This is a genomic window from Streptomyces sp. NPDC004266, assembly GCF_042874095.1.
Taxonomy (GTDB): Bacteria; Actinomycetota; Actinomycetes; order Streptomycetales; family Streptomycetaceae; genus Streptomyces.
In genome coordinates this window covers 636,386-651,753 of sequence record NZ_JBIAMM010000002.1, presented here as the reverse complement: position 1 = coordinate 651,753, position 15,368 = coordinate 636,386, and the positions used below count along the sequence as shown (strand labels likewise).

Below are 15,368 nucleotides of genomic sequence, written 5' to 3'. Positions count from 1 at the left end.
CCCGGTGTGGTCCCGCGATGTGACGGACGCCGCAGTCGGCGTCCGCTCAGCGGGCGGCCGCGGTCGCCGTGAGGCCCTCGCCGGAGGCGTCGGTGAGGGTCAGCGTTCGGTGGTTCAGCCGATACCCGAGCGGGCCGTCGAGGAGCTCGTACAGCTTCGTCTCCAGCTTCATCTGCGGGCTCGTGCACATCATCCGGGTCGTCGCCGCCGGACCCTCGACGGTGAGGGTCCGGGCCTTCTCGTCGACGCGGGCGGTCGCGGAGAAGTCGTTGCAGCCCAGGTTCCCGGTGATCCGGCCGTCGGCACCGACGACGAACCGCGCCTTGGTCCCGCTCCCGGCGGGAAGGGAGGACGCCGTGTCCCCGTCGCCGGACCCCGAGACCAGCCCGTCGACCTTCCACGTGGTGCCCCGCAGCGGGGCCTCCTCCTCGGCCGTCAGCTCCACACCGTTGCGCCCGTCGGCCGAGGCGAGCCGGAGGCCGGCGCCCTTCAGGGTCCCCTTCAACGGGCCCGAGAAGGCCTTGAGCAGCTCCTTCTCGAAGCGCTGCCGGTCGGCGGGACAGCCGATCTCGGTCACCCCGTCCTGGGAGACCGTGAGGGTGTCGCCCCGGACCACCACACCGGCGTCGAAGGTGTTGCAGCCGCTGTTCCCCCGGGCACGGCCGTCCTCGAAGTCGACGCGCGCCCCGTCGGGCGCGGCCGACCTGCGGCCGTCGACCGTGACGGCGTCGACCGTCCAGTGCGTGCCGGCGACCGGCAGATCGGGCTCTCCCGCGCCCGCGCCGCCTCCCTCCCCTCCTCCCGTGCCGCAGGCGGTGAGCAGAAGGAGGGGGACCAGGACGGCGAGTGCGCGTGACTTCGGCATGCCGATGGGACGGAACGGCCCGCCGTACGGTTCCGGGGACTGGGGCCCGTCTTTCGGATCAGGCCCTAGCCCATGAGGGGCAGGAGGTCGTTCAGGTCCGCGCGCTCCCCGCTCGCGCTGACGTGCGCCGCGTCCAGCTCCGCCGCCCATGCCGTACGGCCCGTCGCGAGCCTGATCCAGGTCAGCGGGTCCGTCTCCACCACGTTCGGCGGGGTGCCCCGGGTGTGCCGGGGGCCCTCCACGCACTGCACCACCGCGTACGGCGGGATCCGCACCTCGACCGCCCCGCCCGGCGCCTTCGCCGCGAGCGCGTCGGCGAGCAGCCGGGTGCAGGCGGCGAGCGCCTGACGGTCGTACGGGACGTCGGCACCGGTCGCCGCGTTCAGGTCGTCGGTGTGGACGACGAGTTCGACGGTGCGGGTCACGAGGAAGTCCCCGAGCCGCATCGCTCCGAAGCGGCTCCGGACGAGCCGCTCGTCGGAGGCGGCCGCGATCGCCTCCTCGTACCGCGCGAGGGTCTCCGCGTACAGCGCCGGCAGGTCGGCCGTGTCGATCGCCCGGGTGGCCTCGTCGATGCTCCCCGCCGCCGTCGCCGTGACCGAAGGCCAGTCGACCAGGGTGAGTTCACGCCGCTCCGGCTCGGGCTCCGCGAGCTTCCGGGACACGGACGCGAGCACCATCGTCAGGTGCGCCGCCAGGTCCCGTACCGTCCACTCCCCCAGCCGGGTCGGTCCGTCCAACTGCTCGGGCGTGAGGGCGGTCACCGCCTCCCGGACGTTCCGGAACTGGGCCAGGACGGCCGCCCTCGTCTTGGCGGAGTCGTAACTGCGGGCACGCTTCTTGGCAGGTGGCATGGCCCGAGGCTAGCCCCGAGACTGGAAGGAACGGAGCCAACCGCAGCGAGAGCAGGCGACGGGACCATGACCCATCACGAGCACCCCGACGCGGCCCTGGTACGCCGGGGCTACGAAGCCTTCAGCAACGGTGACATGGAGACGCTGACCTCCCTGATGACCAGCGACTGCACCCATCACTCGCCCGGCGAGAGCCAGATGTCCGGGCACTTCAAGGGCCGGGACAACATCCTGGGCCACTACGCGAAGCTCTCCGAGCTGACCGACGGCACCTTCCGCTCGGATCTGAAGGCCGTCTACCCGGACGGCAGGGGCCACGTCATGGCCGTCCACAAGTGGCACGCCGACCGGGGCGACCGGGGCATCGAGATGGAGGGCGGCCTCTTCCTCACGATCATCGGCGGGAAGGTCTCCGACATCGACGAGTGCGTCGCCGACATCACGGAGACGGACTCCTTCTGGGGCACCGGCTGACAGCACGGAGCCCCCGCCCTTCCCGGGCGGGGGCTCCGTTCCGTACGGGAGCGATCAGGCCAGCAGGCCGGGGATCGTCGCCTCGTGGGCGGTGCGCAGCTCCTCCAGGGAGAGGCTGAACTCGCCCTGGACGTCCACCGCGTCGCCGTCGACGACACCGATCCGGGTCGCCGGCAGACCCCGCGCACCGCACATGTCGGTGAAGCGGAGCTCCTCGCTGCGCGGGACGGCGACGACCGCACGGCCGGCCGACTCGCTGAAGAGGAACGTGAACGCGTCCAGGCCCTCCGGGACGACCAGGCGCGCGCCGTTCCCGCCGCGCAGGCAGGACTCGACGACCGCCTGCACGAGACCGCCGTCGGACAGGTCGTGCGCCGCGTCGATCATGCCGTCGCGCGAGGCCGAGATCAGGATCTCGCCGAGCAGCTTCTCCCGGTCGAGGTCCACGGCCGGCGGCATGCCGCCGAGGTGCTGGTGGATCACCTCGGACCAGGCCGAACCACCGAACTCCTCCTTGGTGTCGCCGAGCAGGTAGAGGAGCTGGCCCTCTTCCGCGAAGGCGATCGGGGTGCGGCGGTTCACGTCGTCGATCACACCGAGGACGGCCACGACGGGCGTCGGGTGGATGGCGACCTCACCGGTCTGGTTGTACAGCGACACGTTGCCGCCGGTGACCGGGGTGCCCAGCTGGAGGCAGCCGTCCGCGAGACCACGGGTGGCCTCGGCGAACTGCCACATCACGGCCGGGTCCTCGGGCGAACCGAAGTTCAGGCAGTCCGAGATCGCGAGCGGCTTGGCGCCGGAGGCGGCGACGTTGCGGTACGCCTCCGCCAGCGCGAGCTGCGCGCCCGTGTACGGGTCGAGCTTGGCGTACCGGCCGTTGCCGTCGGTCGCCATGGCCACGCCGAGGTTGGTCTCCTCGTCGATGCGGACCATGCCCGCGTCCTCGGGCTGCGCCAGGACCGTGTTGCCCTGCACGAACCGGTCGTACTGGTCCGTGATCCAGGACTTCGAGGCCTGGTTCGGGGAGGAGACGAGCTTGAGGACCTGGTCCTTCAGCTCGGCGCCGTCCTGCGGCCGGGGCAGCTTGCCGGCGTCGTCGGCCTGGAGCTCGTCCTGCCAGTCCGGGCGCGCGAACGGCCGGTGGTAGGTCGGGCCCTCGTGGGCGACGGAGCGCGGCGGCACGTCGACGATCTGCTCGCCGTGCCAGAAGATCTCCAGGCGCTCGCCCTCGGTCACCTCGCCGATGACGACGGCGATGACGTCCCACTTCTCGCAGATCTCCAGGAAGCGGTCGACGTGCTGCGGCTCGACGATCGCGCACATGCGCTCCTGCGACTCGCTCATGAGGATCTCCTCGGGCGAGAGCGTCGCGTCGCGCAGGTGCACCTTGTCGAGGTCGACCCGCATGCCGCCGGAACCGGCGGAGGCCAGCTCGGACGTGGCGCAGGAGAGCCCGGCGCCGCCGAGGTCCTGGATGCCCGCGACGAGCTTCTCCTTGAAGATCTCCAGGGTGCACTCGATGAGGAGCTTCTCCTGGAAGGGGTCGCCGACCTGGACGGCGGGGCGCTTGGTCGGCTTGGTGTCGTCGAAGGTCTCGGACGCGAGGACCGAGACGCCGCCGATGCCGTCGCCGCCCGTGCGGGCGCCGTACAGGATGACCTTGTTGCCGGGGCCGGAGGCCTTGGCGAGGTGGATGTCCTCGTGCTTCATCACGCCGATGCAGCCGGCGTTGACCAGCGGGTTGCCCTGGTAGCAGGAGTCGAAGACGACCTCGCCGCCGATGTTCGGCAGGCCCAGGCAGTTGCCGTAGCCGCCGATGCCGGCGACGACACCGGGCAGCACGCGCTTGGTGTCGGGATGGTCGGCCGCGCCGAAGCGCAGCGGGTCGACGACCGCGACCGGGCGGGCGCCCATGGCGAGGATGTCGCGGACGATGCCGCCGACGCCGGTGGCCGCGCCCTGGTAGGGCTCGATGTACGAGGGGTGGTTGTGCGACTCGACCTTGAAGGTGACCGCGTACCCCTGGCCGACGTCGACGACGCCCGCGTTCTCGCCGATGCCGACGAGCATGGCGTCGTTCTCGGGGGTCTTCTCGCCGAACTGCTTCAGGTGGACCTTGCTGCTCTTGTAGGAGCAGTGCTCGGACCACATGACGGAGTACATGGCGAGCTCGGCGCCGGTGGGACGGCGGCCGAGGATCTCGCGGATGCGCGCGTACTCGTCCTCCTTGAGGCCGAGCTCCTTCCAGGGCTGCTCGCTGTCCGGCGTCTCGCTCGCGTGCTTGACGGTGTCGAGGCTCATCAGGCGTTGACCAGCTTCTTGAGGATCGAGGTGAAGAAACCGAGGCCGTCCGTCTTGCCGGTGCCGACCAGCGGCTCGACGGCGTGCTCCGGGTGCGGCATGAGGCCGACCACGTTGCCCGCGGCGTTGGTGATGCCCGCGATGTCGCGCAGCGAGCCGTTGGGGTTCATGTCCAGGTAGCGGAAGGCGACCCGCCCCTCGGCCTCCAGCTCGTCGAGCGTGCGCTCGTCGGCGACGTAGCGGCCGTCCATGTTCTTGAGCGGGACCTCGATCTCCTGGCCCTCGGTGTAGTCCGAGGTCCAGGCGGTCTCCGCGTTCTCCACCCGCAGCTTCTGGTCGCGGCAGATGAAGTGGAGGTGGTTGTTGCGCAGCATCGCGCCCGGCAGCAGATGGGCCTCGGTGAGGATCTGGAAGCCGTTGCAGATGCCGAGGACGGGCATGCCCGCCTTCGCCTGCTCGATGATCGTCTCCATCACCGGCGAGAAGCGGGAGATGGCTCCGGCCCGCAGGTAGTCGCCGTAGGAGAAGCCGCCGGCCAGGACCACGGCGTCGACCTGCTTGAGGTCCTTGTCCCGGTGCCAGAGCGACACGGGCTCGGCGCCCGCCAGGCGGGCGGCACGCAGCGCGTCCTGGTCGTCGAGCGTGCCGGGGAACGTGACGACGCCGATGCGTGCGGTCACGACTCCACCTTCACGACGAAGTCTTCGATCACGGTGTTGGCAAGGAAGGTTTCGGCCATCTCATGGATGCGGGCGAGGGCGGCGTCGTCGACCGGTCCCTCCACCTCCAGCTCGAAGCGCTTCCCCTGACGGACGTCGGCGATTCCGGCGAATCCCAGGCGAGGCAGTGCACGCTGCACCGCCTGCCCCTGAGGGTCGAGGATCTCCGGCTTGAGCATGACGTCGACTACGACGCGTGCCACTGGCACTCCCGGTGGTGTGTTGCGTGGGCGGTTCCCTCAGCGTACCTGCCTCCAAATTCTACGCGGGTAGAGATCTGAAGGATCCTACAAAAGCCCGGTTCGGAGCGGTGTGCGTCACACGAACGGCATCCGAACCCCGGCCACACACTCCCCACAAAATTCGAGCGAAATATTGCGGAGCACATTGCGCCGGGACACGCTGAAACAATTGGCGGGGCTTCACAATGCGACGCCCACCGCTGTACAAAGGAATCCAGAAGAAAGCAGCATTGTCCCGGCACAGCCGTACGGTCGGCATCGCCGCACGTCAGGGGCGCCACAAGCGTCCTCTCGACTGCGGCAGCCGCAGGAAAGGACCGATATCCGTGGCTCAACGTGTGGTGGTCACTCTCTCCGACGACATCGACGGCGGAGAAGCGGCTGAAACGGTCGCGTTCGGCCTCGACGGGAAGATGTACGAGATCGACCTGAATGCTGCCAATGCAAAGAAACTCCGCAAGGCCCTCGCGCCCTACCTCGCCGCCGGCCGCAAGCTGCCGGCCCGGGCGTCGGCCGGCCGGAACGCCCCGGCCGCCTCGTACACGCACACCGCCCTCGCCCCCGACCCGGCGGCGGTCCGCGCCTGGGCCCAGTCCAACAAGATGGACGTCCCGGCCCGCGGCCGGATCCCGAAGCGCGTCTACGAGGCCTTCCACGCGGCGAGCTGAGGCGGGGCTCCGGCCCCGCGGCCGACCCGGACCGAGCCGATTTGCATTGCACCCCCCTTGATCCGCTAGAGTCTGGATCACGCCGAGGGGCGAGGCCGAAAAGCCGAGTCCCCAGCAGCGTGCGGGTGTAGTTCAGTAGCAGAACAGCCCCCTTCCAGGGGGAAGGCGCAGTGTGCGATCCCTGTCACCCGCTCTGCGAGAAACGCGTTACCGACCACTCCGGTGGATCAGGTAGAGTGGTGCTCGCACCGAGCAGCGAAAGCTGACCGGTAGCAATGCGGACGTGGCTCAGTTGGTAGAGCATCACCTTGCCAAGGTGAGGGTCGCGAGTTCGAATCTCGTCGTCCGCTCAGGGAGCGAAGGCCCCGGTTCTCAGGAACCGGGGCCTTCGTCGTGTTCCCGGAGAGTTCCCGGCCGGAGAGTTCCCGGAGATGCCTGGAGGGTGTTCGGAGGGCTCCGGGGGGCGTCCTGAGGGTGTGAAGGGCCCCACACGGCGGTGTGTCACGAGCACCCGCGGGGTTGGGTATAGTTAGCAGCGCGCTACGGCGCATGCGGACGTGGCTCAGTTGGTAGAGCATCACCTTGCCAAGGTGAGGGTCGCGAGTTCGAATCTCGTCGTCCGCTCCATGAAGAAGCCCCCGGTCGAATCGACCGGGGGCTTTCTCGTTCCCTAGGACCAGGCCTGGCCGGTCAGGAGCTCGTACGCCTCGATGTACTTGGCGCGGGTCTTCTCCACGACCTCCTGCGGCAGGGCCGGCGGCGGCTGCTCGCTCTTGCGGTCCCAGCCGGAGGCCGGCGAGGTCAGCCAGTTCCGCACGATCTGCTTGTCGTACGAGGGCTGGGCGCGGCCCGGCTCCCACTCGGAGGCCGGCCAGAAGCGCGAGGAGTCCGGGGTGAGGACCTCGTCGGCGATGACCAGGCGGTCGCCCTCGGGGGTGCTCTCGAAGCCGAACTCGAACTTCGTGTCGGCCAGGATGATCCCGCGCTCGCGGGCGATGTCCCGGGCCCGGGAGTAGACGGCGAGCGTCGTCCGGCGCAGCAGCGCGGCCGTCTCGGCGCCGACCTGGCGGGCGACCTCCTCGTACGGCACGTTCTCGTCGTGGTCGCCGACGGCGGCCTTGGTCGCCGGGGTGAAGATCGGCGCGGGCAGCTCGGAGCCGTCGGTCAGGCCCTCGGGCAGGGCGAGACCGCAGACCGTGCGGGACTCGTCGTACTCGAGCAGGCCGGAACCGGTGAGGTAGCCGCGGGCCACGCACTCGACCGGGACCATGTTCAGCGACTTGCAGACCAGCGTGCGCCCCGCCCAGTCGGCGGGGGCGCCGGCCGGCAGGTCGGTGGAGAGCACGTGGTTCGGGACCAGGTCGACGAGCTTGTCGAACCACCACAGGGAGAGCTGGGTGAGCACCCTGCCCTTGTCGGGGATCTCGGTGGGCAGCACCCAGTCGTAGGCCGACATGCGGTCGCTCGCCACCATGACGAGGTCGCCCGCCTCGTTCCGGTACAGGTCGCGGACCTTGCCCGTGTGGAGATGGGTCAGGCCCGGGACCTGGACGGGCTCGGGCTTTTCTACGAATCCGGACACGGTTCCTCCGCGTAGGTTGATCCAGGAGCGAGTCCGATTCTCTCGCACATCCGGGCGGGTCCGGCCGCGAGGAGCTGTGACCCCCCGCTCAGTCCCTCTCGGGGAGCCCCTCGGCGAGTCCCTCTCGGGCAGCCCCTCTCCCTCACTCCCTCTTGCAGATCCGGTCGAGCAGGTTCGCGGTGGCGCGCTGGACCCGGGCGTCGACGTGGCCCGGCCGGTCCAGCGCCGGCGACCAGGCGAACGTGCCGGACGCGAAGACCCAGGCTCCGGACGGGGCCCGGTAGAGACTCGTCTCCTGGTGGCGCAGCGCCCCCTCGCCGTCCCGGTAGGGCGAGTGCGCGAGCAGGATGCGTCCCTGGTGCTCCGGCAGCGCGGTGCGCGGGAAGTAGCGATCGGCCTCGCCCGCGACCAGGCCCGGGAGCTCGTCGCCGTCGCCCGCCCCGGTGGCATCCCAGAGCCAGTGGTCGGCGTTCCGCACGACCAGCGGGTTCGGCTCGGGCACCCGGCCCGCGTACTGGATGCCGAGGAGCTGCTGCTCGGGCCGGTCGACCTCGCGCCAGAGGGCGGGGCGGCCGGGGCCGCGCCGCTTGCGGCAGGTGAGGAGGCGGTCCGGCACCCCGGACGGCGACGGGCCCAGCTCCACCTGCCAGTACATGGTGTTGGCGGAGAGGAAGACGAGCGAGGTGCCCTGGTCTCGGGCGAGTTCGACGGTCCGGCGCATCGGCACCGACCAGTACTCGTCGTGGCCCGGGAAGACGAGGCCCCGGTAGCGGCTCGGATCGACCCGGCCCGCGTGCAGGTCACGGGTCTCCGCGTACGCCAGGTCGTAGCCGTAGCGCTCGGCCCAGCGGATGAAGTCGTAGGCGTGTCCGACGTGCAGGGGCAGCCCCGCGCCCGCGTACGGACGGTCGAAGGAGACGGTGACGGCCGCCTCCTCCTCGCCGAGCAGCCGGCCCTCCTCGTCCCAGGCGTGGTAGAGGCTGGCGCCGGTGTGGCCGTCCTCCGGGTAGAGGTTGTACGCCTGCCAGGTCACGTCCGGGAGGACGAGCAGCAGATCCGCCGGGTGGTCGTCCCGGACCGTGAAGGGGATGTGCGAGCGGTGGCCGTCGGCGGTGGTGAGGACGGCGACGTACGCGCCGATCGACCAGTACGTGGGGACCTGCAGCCGCCAGGACTGCCACCAGTGGTGACAGGAGACCGTGCGGTCGGCGGTGAGCGGGGCCGGCTGGACGATCCCGGAGAGCCGCGGGCTCGTGGTGATCTTCGCGGCGCCGTCGCCGCCGTAGTGCCCGATCCGGTAGACGTCGACCGAGAACTGCTGCGGCGGGTCCACGGTGATGTGGAAGTCGATCGACTCGCCCGGCGCCACCGCCCCGTCCGACGCGAAGCCCTTGATCTGGCGCCGGACGTCGTCCGCCGTGCGCGGGCCGCCGCTGCCGCCCCGGGCCAGGACCTCGTCCGCGTACCAGGGGACCATCTGGCCGGTGTCGTCGAAGTAGTTCTCCGAGCCCCGCAGCCAGGGCAGCGGGCCCTGGCCGAAGGGATCGGAGACGGCGTGCGCGAGCGCACCCGACTCCCACCGTCTGATCTGCTCCGCCCCCATGTGCGCCCCTCCCTCGACTCCCCCGGTCGGCCGGTCAGTGCCTGTTCGATGCGTGTTCGGTGCCTGTTCGGCGCCTGTGATGTGTGCCGGTGGTTCGTGCCTCTGTCAGTGACGGTCTCCAGCACATCACATAACGCACGCACTCCGTCACCGTTCGTCGTGAATTGACGAGAGTGGAAGCCGAGACTCCGGCTGGAGTCCTTCCACGAGGCCTCAGACCAGGCGTACGGGCTTCTCCGCGCGCACCCCGGTGCGGGCGAGCCAGGCCCGCAGCGGCTCCGGGTCGCCGTCCTCCACGAGCGCGAGGACCCGGGGCCCGAGGTCCGCCGCGCGCTCGCCGCCGACGAGCAGGGCGGGCCCGTCGAGCCAGTCGAGGCCGGGAGCGGCCTCGGCGGTGTCCACGGCCGCGCAGCAGACCATCGCGGTCACGTGGTCGGCGAGCAGGTCGCGGCCGGTACGGGGCGGCTGGAGCGGGAACAGCGGCAGGGGCCCGTCGGGGCCGCTGACGGCGTCGGGGGCGGCGGCGCCTGCCCGGTCGCCCTTGCCGGTGGCGCGGGCGGCCGCGGCCGCCGCGGCGACCCTGGCCTCCCGGGCCGCCTCCTCCCGCGCGAGGAGCGCGCTGAGCGCCCCGGCGAGCGCCTCGGCGGCGGGATTGACCGGCTCGTCGTCGTCCTCTTCGGGACCGGTGGGGAGGGCGGGGTCGGAGGCGAGGTCGGGGCCGAGCCCGGGCTCGTCGACGGGGGCGGCGAGCTCGGGGCGGGGCTCGGCCCCGTGCCCGTGCTCGGCGGCGACGTGGAGGGGCTCGGGCCCGCCGGGGCCGTTGCCGCGTCCGGGCTTGTCGGTGCCGGTGTCCGTACTGGTGTCGGCGCCACGTCCTGGTCCGTCGAGGCCGGTGTCGGCGCCGGTGCCGCGCTGTGGCTCGGGCTCGTCGGCAACGGCGGCGCGCTCGCGCTGGAGCTCCTCGGTGCCGGTGGCGCGCTCGTGCTGGGGCTCGTGTTCGGGGCGGGGGGTCGTCAGGTGGGCCATCACCCGGGTCAGGGTCGGGCCGGTCGCGCCGGAGGCCGGTCCGCCGGCGGGGGCGGCCACGCCGAGGCCGTCGAGGACCTGGTGCAGGCGGGCCGCGTCGGTGCGCCACTTCCGGTCGACGACCTCCTCCGGATACTGGCTCCACTCGACCGGCGCCCAGTCGGGGCCGGGCTCGGCCGGACCGCCGTGGAAGAGGCGGGCGGCGAGCAGCGAGGTGGCCTCGTCGACGGCGCCGGGCTCCTCCAGGAGGTCGCAGGCGGGGCGCTCGCCGAGCCGGGAGGAGAAGCCCTCCGCGAGCCGGTCCCGGCGGGAGAGCTCGGTGAGGGCGGAGACCACGCCCGCGTCGAGCTTGGCGGGCCAGCGGCCCATGCGCCAGGCGGGCAGCGCGACCCGGGTGAGCAGCCGGTCCCAGCCCGCGTAGGCCAGGCCGACCTGCTCCTGGGCGACGATCCGCACGCCGTAGTCCACGGCCTGGGCGCGCTCCGAGCCGGCGGCGGCGACTCCGCGCTCCATCTCGGCGGCGTGCCCGCGGCAGGCGCGCAGCAGCACGCGGGCGACGTGCCCGACGCCGTGGGCCCCGAGCCGGCGGAGCGGGCCGAGGCCGGGGTCCCGGGGCACGGCGACGGCGGCGTCCAGACCGCGGACGAAGCGGCGGGCGGCGGCTATGTCGGGGTGGGCGGCCGGTCCCGTACCGGCGACGACGGGGGCGAGGACCGCCCGCAGCTCGCCGACGCGCATCCACCACAGGAAGGGCGAGCCTATGACCAGGACCGGGGCGCCGTCCCCGCCGGACGTCCGGCGGAGGCGGTGGGCCCGGTGGGTGCGGTCCTCCAGCCAGCTGTCGCAGTCCGGGGTGAGGGCTATCGCGGCGGGCGCCGGAACGCCGAGCCGGTCGGCCAGATCGCGGACGAGCCGGTAGAGGTCGGGGGCGGCGGACTCGGCGAGCTCCACCGTCGGCGTGGCGGCCGGACGGGCCCGGGTGACGACGAGGGCGACGGCCGCGGCGGCGAGGAGCACGACGACGGCGAGGACGGTCACGACCCGGCGGGCCGTGTCCCAGCCCGCTCCGGTGAAGTGGTCGGTGACCCCGCCCGCGTAGAGGACGACGGCCACGGCGGCGGGGAGCACCGCGAGGCCCAGCGCCCTGCCCCGGACGCGGAGGACGGCGAGGGCCCGGGAGCGCGCGGCGCGCGCACCCCACTCCTCGCCGACAACGGAGCCGGTACCGGACACGCCGTTCATCACCCCCTCCTGTCCTCGACGGGACTGCCTGTGGCGGTGTTGCTCACTCCCCCACTGTGGCACCCGCCGCTGACATCGCAATGCCGGTGGGCCAAGTGCCGGAATGCCTTCGCCGCACCCTAGTTGGGGCTGTGGCGGGCGTCATCCGTATGGCCGAGCCGTCACTCGATGGAATGGCTTTGGGTAAAGGTGATGGCGCACTTGTGGCCGTGTGGTTCACGGGTTCCGCACCACACGGCCACAAGAGGAATCAGGAGAAATCAGCCGGAATCAAGCGGGATCAGGCCTCGGCGGCCTTCCGCGCGATGTCCGTACGGTGCTGCGAACCGTCAAGGCGGATACGGCCGACCGCCGCGTACGCCCGCTCGCGGGCCTGCGCCAGGTCCGAACCGGTGGCGGTGACCGACAGGACGCGCCCGCCGGCGCTCAGGACCGCGCCGTCCTCGCTCCGCTTCGTACCGGCGTGCAGCACGTACGCGTGCGGGGCGTCCTTCTCCGCGACCTCGTCCAGGCCCTCGATGGGGTCGCCCGTGCGCGGGGTGTCCGGGTAGTTGTGGGAGGCCACGACCACGGTGACGGCGGCCTCGTCGCTCCAGCTCAGCGGGGCCTGGTCGTCCAGGGTGCCGTTCGCGGAGTTCAGCAGGACGCCCGCGAGCGGGGTCTTCAGGCGGGCCAGGACGACCTGGGTCTCGGGGTCGCCGAAGCGCGCGTTGAACTCGATGACCCGGACGCCGCGGCCGGTGATCGCCAGACCCGCGTAGAGGAGGCCGGAGAACGGCGTGCCGCGGCGGCGCAGCTCGTCGACCGTCGGCTGCAGGACGGTCCCCAGGACCTCCTCGACCAGCTTCGGGTCGGCCCAGGGAAGCGGCGAGTAGGCGCCCATGCCGCCGGTGTTCGGGCCCTCGTCGCCGTCGAGCGCGCGCTTGAAGTCCTGCGCGGGCTGGAGCGGGAGGACGGTGGTGCCGTCGGTGATGGCGAAGAGGGAGACCTCGGGGCCGTCCAGGTACTCCTCGATGACCACCCGGTCGCAGGCGAGCGCGTGCGCCCGCGCCTGCTCGACGTCCTCGGTGACGACGACGCCCTTGCCGGCCGCGAGGCCGTCGTCCTTGACCACGTACGGAGCGCCGAAGGCGTCGAGCGCCTCGTCGATCTCCTCCGGGGTGGTGCAGACGTAGCTGCGGGCGGTGGGGACCCCGGCGCCGGCCATGACGTCCTTGGCGAAGGCCTTGGAGCCCTCCAGCCGCGCCGCCTCCCGGGACGGGCCGAAGACGGGGATGCCGGCCGCGCGGACGGCGTCGGCGACGCCGGCGACGAGCGGGGCCTCCGGGCCGACGACGACCAGCTCGGCGCCCAGCTCGGTGGCGAGCGCGGTGACGGCCGCGCCGTCCAGCTGGTCGACGGCGTGCAGCTCCGCGACCTCCGCGATTCCGGCGTTGCCGGGCGCGCAGTGCAGAGCGGTGACGTCGGGATCGAGGGAGAGAGAGCGGCACAGGGCGTGTTCGCGGGCGCCGCCGCCGATGACGAGGACCTTCACGCCTGCCAGGGTAGCCCGCGGGGCGGGATGCCCCTTGTGCGGGTCGCCGAGCGAGACGGCCCTACTCGTTCGTGTATTCCTCCACAACCGTCGCTCCCAGCTCGCGCACGATCAGGTCGTGCCCGGAGAGCGCGGAGTCCACGAGGTCCGGGTCGTCCTCCTCCGGGACGTCGTCCTCGGGCGCCACTGGCTGCGGCGCCGGCGGGGTGTAGGCGGGCGCCGGAGCGGGCGGCGGCGCCTGCTGGAACGAGGCGGCCGGAGCGGGCTGCGCCTGTACGGGGGCGGGCGCCGGGGCCTGCTGGAACGCGGGTGCGGGAGCGGCGGCGGGCGCGGGCGCGGCGGACCGACCGCCACCGAAACCACCGGCGCCGCCTCCGCCGCCGAAGCCTCCGGTTCCGCCCGAGCCGCCGAATCCGGTGGCGGCGGGCGGGGGCGCGGAGCCGCCCGAGGGGTCGATGATCGCCTCGATCTTCCAGTTCACGTTGAACTGCTCGGCGAGGGCCTGCTTGAGGACGTCCTCGCTGCCGCTGCTCGCGAAGTTGTCCCGGGCACCGGCGTTGAGGAAGCCGAGCTGGAGCGTCGTGCCGTCGAACCCCGCCACCTGGGCGTTCTGGCTGAGCAGGATCCAGGTGAAGCGGCGCCGGTTCTTGACGGCGTCGAGGATCTGCGGCCACAGGTTCCGCACCTGGGCCGTGTCCCCGCCGCCACCCGCGGCGGCCGGGGCCTGCGGCGCGGGCTGCGCCTGTACGGGCGCGGGGGCCGGGGCGGCGGGCGCCGCGGACGCGCCGGGCCAGGCACCGGGCGCGCCGCCGCCGGGGGTGGCGGCACCCGGCCAGGCACCAGGCCGGGCCGCGGCGGGCTGCTCCTGCGGCGCGGGCGCGGGGGCCGGCGGCTGGACGGGGGCGGGCACGGGGGCCGGCGGGGGCGGGGCCATCGGGGTGTGGGCCTCGGGGCCGGGCACGTATGCCATGGCGGGCGCCGGGGGCCCGGGCGTGAAGACGGGCGCGGGCGCGGCGGCCGCCCCGCGCTCCAGCCGGTCGAGCCGGGCCTGGAGGGAACGCTCGTCGTCGAAGGCGGCGGGCAGCAGCACGCGGGCGCAGATCAGTTCCAGCTGCAGCCGGGGCGAGGTGGCCCCGCGCATCTCGGTCAGCCCGGCGTTGACGAGGTCGGCCGCACGGCTCAGCTCGGCCGCGCCGAAGACGGACGCCTGGGCCTGCATGCGCTCGATGACGTCGGCGGGGGCGTCGATGAGCCCCTTCTCGGCGGCGTCGGGCACGGCGGCGAGGATCACGAGGTCCCGCAGCCGCTCCAGCAGGTCGGCGACGAACCGCCGGGGGTCGTTCCCGCCCTCGACGACCCGGTCGACGACCTCGAAGGCGGCGGCGCCGTCCCCGGCCGCGAACGCGTCGACGACGGAGTCGAGCAGCGACCCGTCCGTGTATCCGAGGAGGGAGGTGGCCATGGAATACGTCACACCGTCGTCGGCGGCGCCGGCGAGCAGCTGGTCCATCACCGACATCGAGTCACGCACGGAACCGGCGCCGGCGCGGACGACCAGCGGCAGCACCCCGTCCTCGACGGGAATGCCCTCGCGTCCGCACACCTCACCGAGGTAGTCCCGGAGCGTCCCCGGCGGCACGAGCCGGAAGGGGTAGTGGTGGGTCCGGGACCGGATGGTCCCGATGACCTTCTCCGGCTCGGTGGTGGCGAAGATGAACTTGAGGTGCTCCGGCGGCTCCTCGACCACCTTCAGGAGGGCGTTGAAGCCCGCCGAGGTGACCATGTGGGCCTCGTCGATGATGTAGATCTTGTACCGGCTGGAGGCGGGCCCGAAGAAGGCCTTCTCGCGCAGGTCACGGGCGTCGTCCACACCACCGTGGGAGGCGGCGTCGATCTCGATGACGTCGATCGACCCCGGCCCGTTCCGCGCGAGGTCCCGACAGGACTGGCACTCGCCGCACGGGGTGGGCGTGGGCCCCTGCTCGCAGTTCAGGCACCGCGCGAGAATGCGCGCACTGGTCGTCTTGCCGCACCCGCGGGGCCCGCTGAACAGGTACGCGTGATTGACCCGGTTGTTCCGCAGGGCCTGCTGCAACGGGTCGGTGACATGCTCCTGCCCGATGACCTCGGCGAAGGACTCGGGGCGGTAGCGGCGGTACAGCGCGAGAGACGACACGTATACGAGGTTATAGGCGCCCACCGACAACCCGGGAAAACGGGAACGGGAACGGGAGGAGCGGGGCACGGGGCCGGCG

At 72.5% G+C, this 15,368-nt stretch carries 12 protein-coding genes and 3 tRNA genes; 5 read left to right on the top strand and 10 right to left on the bottom strand.

Annotated elements, in window-relative coordinates; genetic code table 11:
• Nucleotides 1-46: 46 nt before the first annotated feature.
• Together ACFYUZ_RS07735 and ACFYUZ_RS07730 are read right to left on the bottom strand one after the other, a co-directional pair.
• Nucleotides 47-865, bottom strand: coding sequence for an META domain-containing protein (locus tag ACFYUZ_RS07735; RefSeq protein ID WP_389306971.1), 819 nt, complete (start codon nt 863-865; stop codon nt 47-49).
• Between the two features lie 65 nt (nt 866-930).
• The gene (locus ACFYUZ_RS07730) at nt 931-1,719 is read right to left on the bottom strand and encodes a sterol carrier family protein (protein ID WP_389306970.1); all 789 of its coding nucleotides are present in this window, start codon (nt 1,717-1,719) and stop codon (nt 931-933) included.
• Between the two features lie 66 nt (nt 1,720-1,785).
• On the opposite strand from ACFYUZ_RS07730, the gene ACFYUZ_RS07725 reads away from it, so the two are divergent.
• Nucleotides 1,786-2,193 carry a nuclear transport factor 2 family protein gene (locus tag ACFYUZ_RS07725; protein WP_389306969.1) on the top strand — a complete coding sequence of 136 codons (408 nt, stop codon included), beginning with the start codon at nt 1,786-1,788 and terminating at the stop codon, nt 2,191-2,193.
• Nucleotides 2,194-2,247: 54 nt separating this feature from the next.
• Here ACFYUZ_RS07725 and purL read toward each other — a convergent pair whose 3' ends face one another.
• The 3 genes from purL to purS are packed head-to-tail and all read right to left on the bottom strand — an operon-like array spanning nt 2,248 to nt 5,419.
• Nucleotides 2,248-4,497, bottom strand: coding sequence for a phosphoribosylformylglycinamidine synthase subunit PurL (purL, locus tag ACFYUZ_RS07720; RefSeq protein ID WP_389306968.1), 2,250 nt, complete (start codon nt 4,495-4,497; stop codon nt 2,248-2,250).
• Nucleotides 4,497-5,177 carry a phosphoribosylformylglycinamidine synthase subunit PurQ gene (gene purQ / locus ACFYUZ_RS07715; protein WP_225804323.1) on the bottom strand — a complete coding sequence of 227 codons (681 nt, stop codon included), beginning with the start codon at nt 5,175-5,177 and terminating at the stop codon, nt 4,497-4,499. The genes purL and purQ overlap by 1 nt, the downstream gene beginning before the upstream one ends.
• A complete protein-coding gene (gene purS / locus ACFYUZ_RS07710) occupies nt 5,174-5,419 on the bottom strand; it encodes a phosphoribosylformylglycinamidine synthase subunit PurS (protein WP_015035032.1) in 246 nt (81 codons plus the stop codon). Before purS ends, purQ begins: the two co-directional genes overlap by 4 nt.
• Before the next feature lie 365 nt (nt 5,420-5,784).
• On the opposite strand from purS, the gene ACFYUZ_RS07705 reads away from it, so the two are divergent.
• From ACFYUZ_RS07705 to ACFYUZ_RS07690, 4 genes are all read left to right on the top strand, one after another.
• Nucleotides 5,785-6,126, top strand: a complete 342-nt coding sequence (locus tag ACFYUZ_RS07705) for an Lsr2 family protein (protein ID WP_389306967.1) — start codon at nt 5,785-5,787, stop codon at nt 6,124-6,126.
• 121 nt (nt 6,127-6,247) lie between these two features.
• Nucleotides 6,248-6,319, top strand: a tRNA-Gly gene (locus ACFYUZ_RS07700).
• An 84-nt stretch (nt 6,320-6,403) separates the two neighbouring features.
• A tRNA-Gly gene (locus ACFYUZ_RS07695) sits at nt 6,404-6,476 on the top strand.
• A 201-nt stretch (nt 6,477-6,677) separates the two neighbouring features.
• Nucleotides 6,678-6,753 (top strand) — tRNA-Gly (locus ACFYUZ_RS07690).
• A 43-nt stretch (nt 6,754-6,796) separates the two neighbouring features.
• On the opposite strand, the gene ACFYUZ_RS07685 is transcribed toward ACFYUZ_RS07690, so the two are convergent.
• From ACFYUZ_RS07685 to ACFYUZ_RS07665, 5 genes are all read right to left on the bottom strand, one after another.
• Nucleotides 6,797-7,708, bottom strand: a complete 912-nt coding sequence (locus tag ACFYUZ_RS07685; RefSeq protein WP_389306966.1) for a phosphoribosylaminoimidazolesuccinocarboxamide synthase — start codon at nt 7,706-7,708, stop codon at nt 6,797-6,799.
• Nucleotides 7,709-7,850: 142 nt separating this feature from the next.
• On the bottom strand, nt 7,851-9,311 hold the full coding sequence (locus ACFYUZ_RS07680; protein ID WP_389306965.1) for a N,N-dimethylformamidase beta subunit family domain-containing protein: 1,461 nt from the start codon (nt 9,309-9,311) through the stop codon (nt 7,851-7,853).
• 213 nt (nt 9,312-9,524) lie between these two features.
• Nucleotides 9,525-11,579, bottom strand: coding sequence for a hypothetical protein (locus ACFYUZ_RS07675; protein WP_389306964.1), 2,055 nt, complete (start codon nt 11,577-11,579; stop codon nt 9,525-9,527).
• Between the two features lie 280 nt (nt 11,580-11,859).
• The gene (gene purD / locus ACFYUZ_RS07670) at nt 11,860-13,113 is read right to left on the bottom strand and encodes a phosphoribosylamine--glycine ligase (protein WP_389306963.1); all 1,254 of its coding nucleotides are present in this window, start codon (nt 13,111-13,113) and stop codon (nt 11,860-11,862) included.
• 61 nt (nt 13,114-13,174) lie between these two features.
• Nucleotides 13,175-15,289, bottom strand: coding sequence for a DNA polymerase III subunit gamma and tau (locus ACFYUZ_RS07665; protein WP_389306962.1), 2,115 nt, complete (start codon nt 15,287-15,289; stop codon nt 13,175-13,177).
• Between the last annotated feature and the right edge of the window lie 79 nt (nt 15,290-15,368).

Excerpts from the sequence above, each read along its gene's own strand:
- ACFYUZ_RS07735 (WP_389306971.1), bottom strand. The coding sequence starts at position 865 with ATGCCGAAGTCACGCGCACTCGCCGTCCTGGTCCCCCTCCTTCTGCTC.
- ACFYUZ_RS07730 (WP_389306970.1), bottom strand. The coding sequence starts at position 1,719 with ATGCCACCTGCCAAGAAGCGTGCCCGCAGTTACGACTCCGCCAAGACG.
- ACFYUZ_RS07725 (WP_389306969.1), top strand. The coding sequence starts at position 1,786 with ATGACCCATCACGAGCACCCCGACGCGGCCCTGGTACGCCGGGGCTAC.
- purL (WP_389306968.1), bottom strand. The coding sequence starts at position 4,497 with ATGAGCCTCGACACCGTCAAGCACGCGAGCGAGACGCCGGACAGCGAG.
- ACFYUZ_RS07680 (WP_389306965.1), bottom strand. The coding sequence starts at position 9,311 with ATGGGGGCGGAGCAGATCAGACGGTGGGAGTCGGGTGCGCTCGCGCAC.
- ACFYUZ_RS07675 (WP_389306964.1), bottom strand. The coding sequence starts at position 11,579 with ATGAACGGCGTGTCCGGTACCGGCTCCGTTGTCGGCGAGGAGTGGGGT.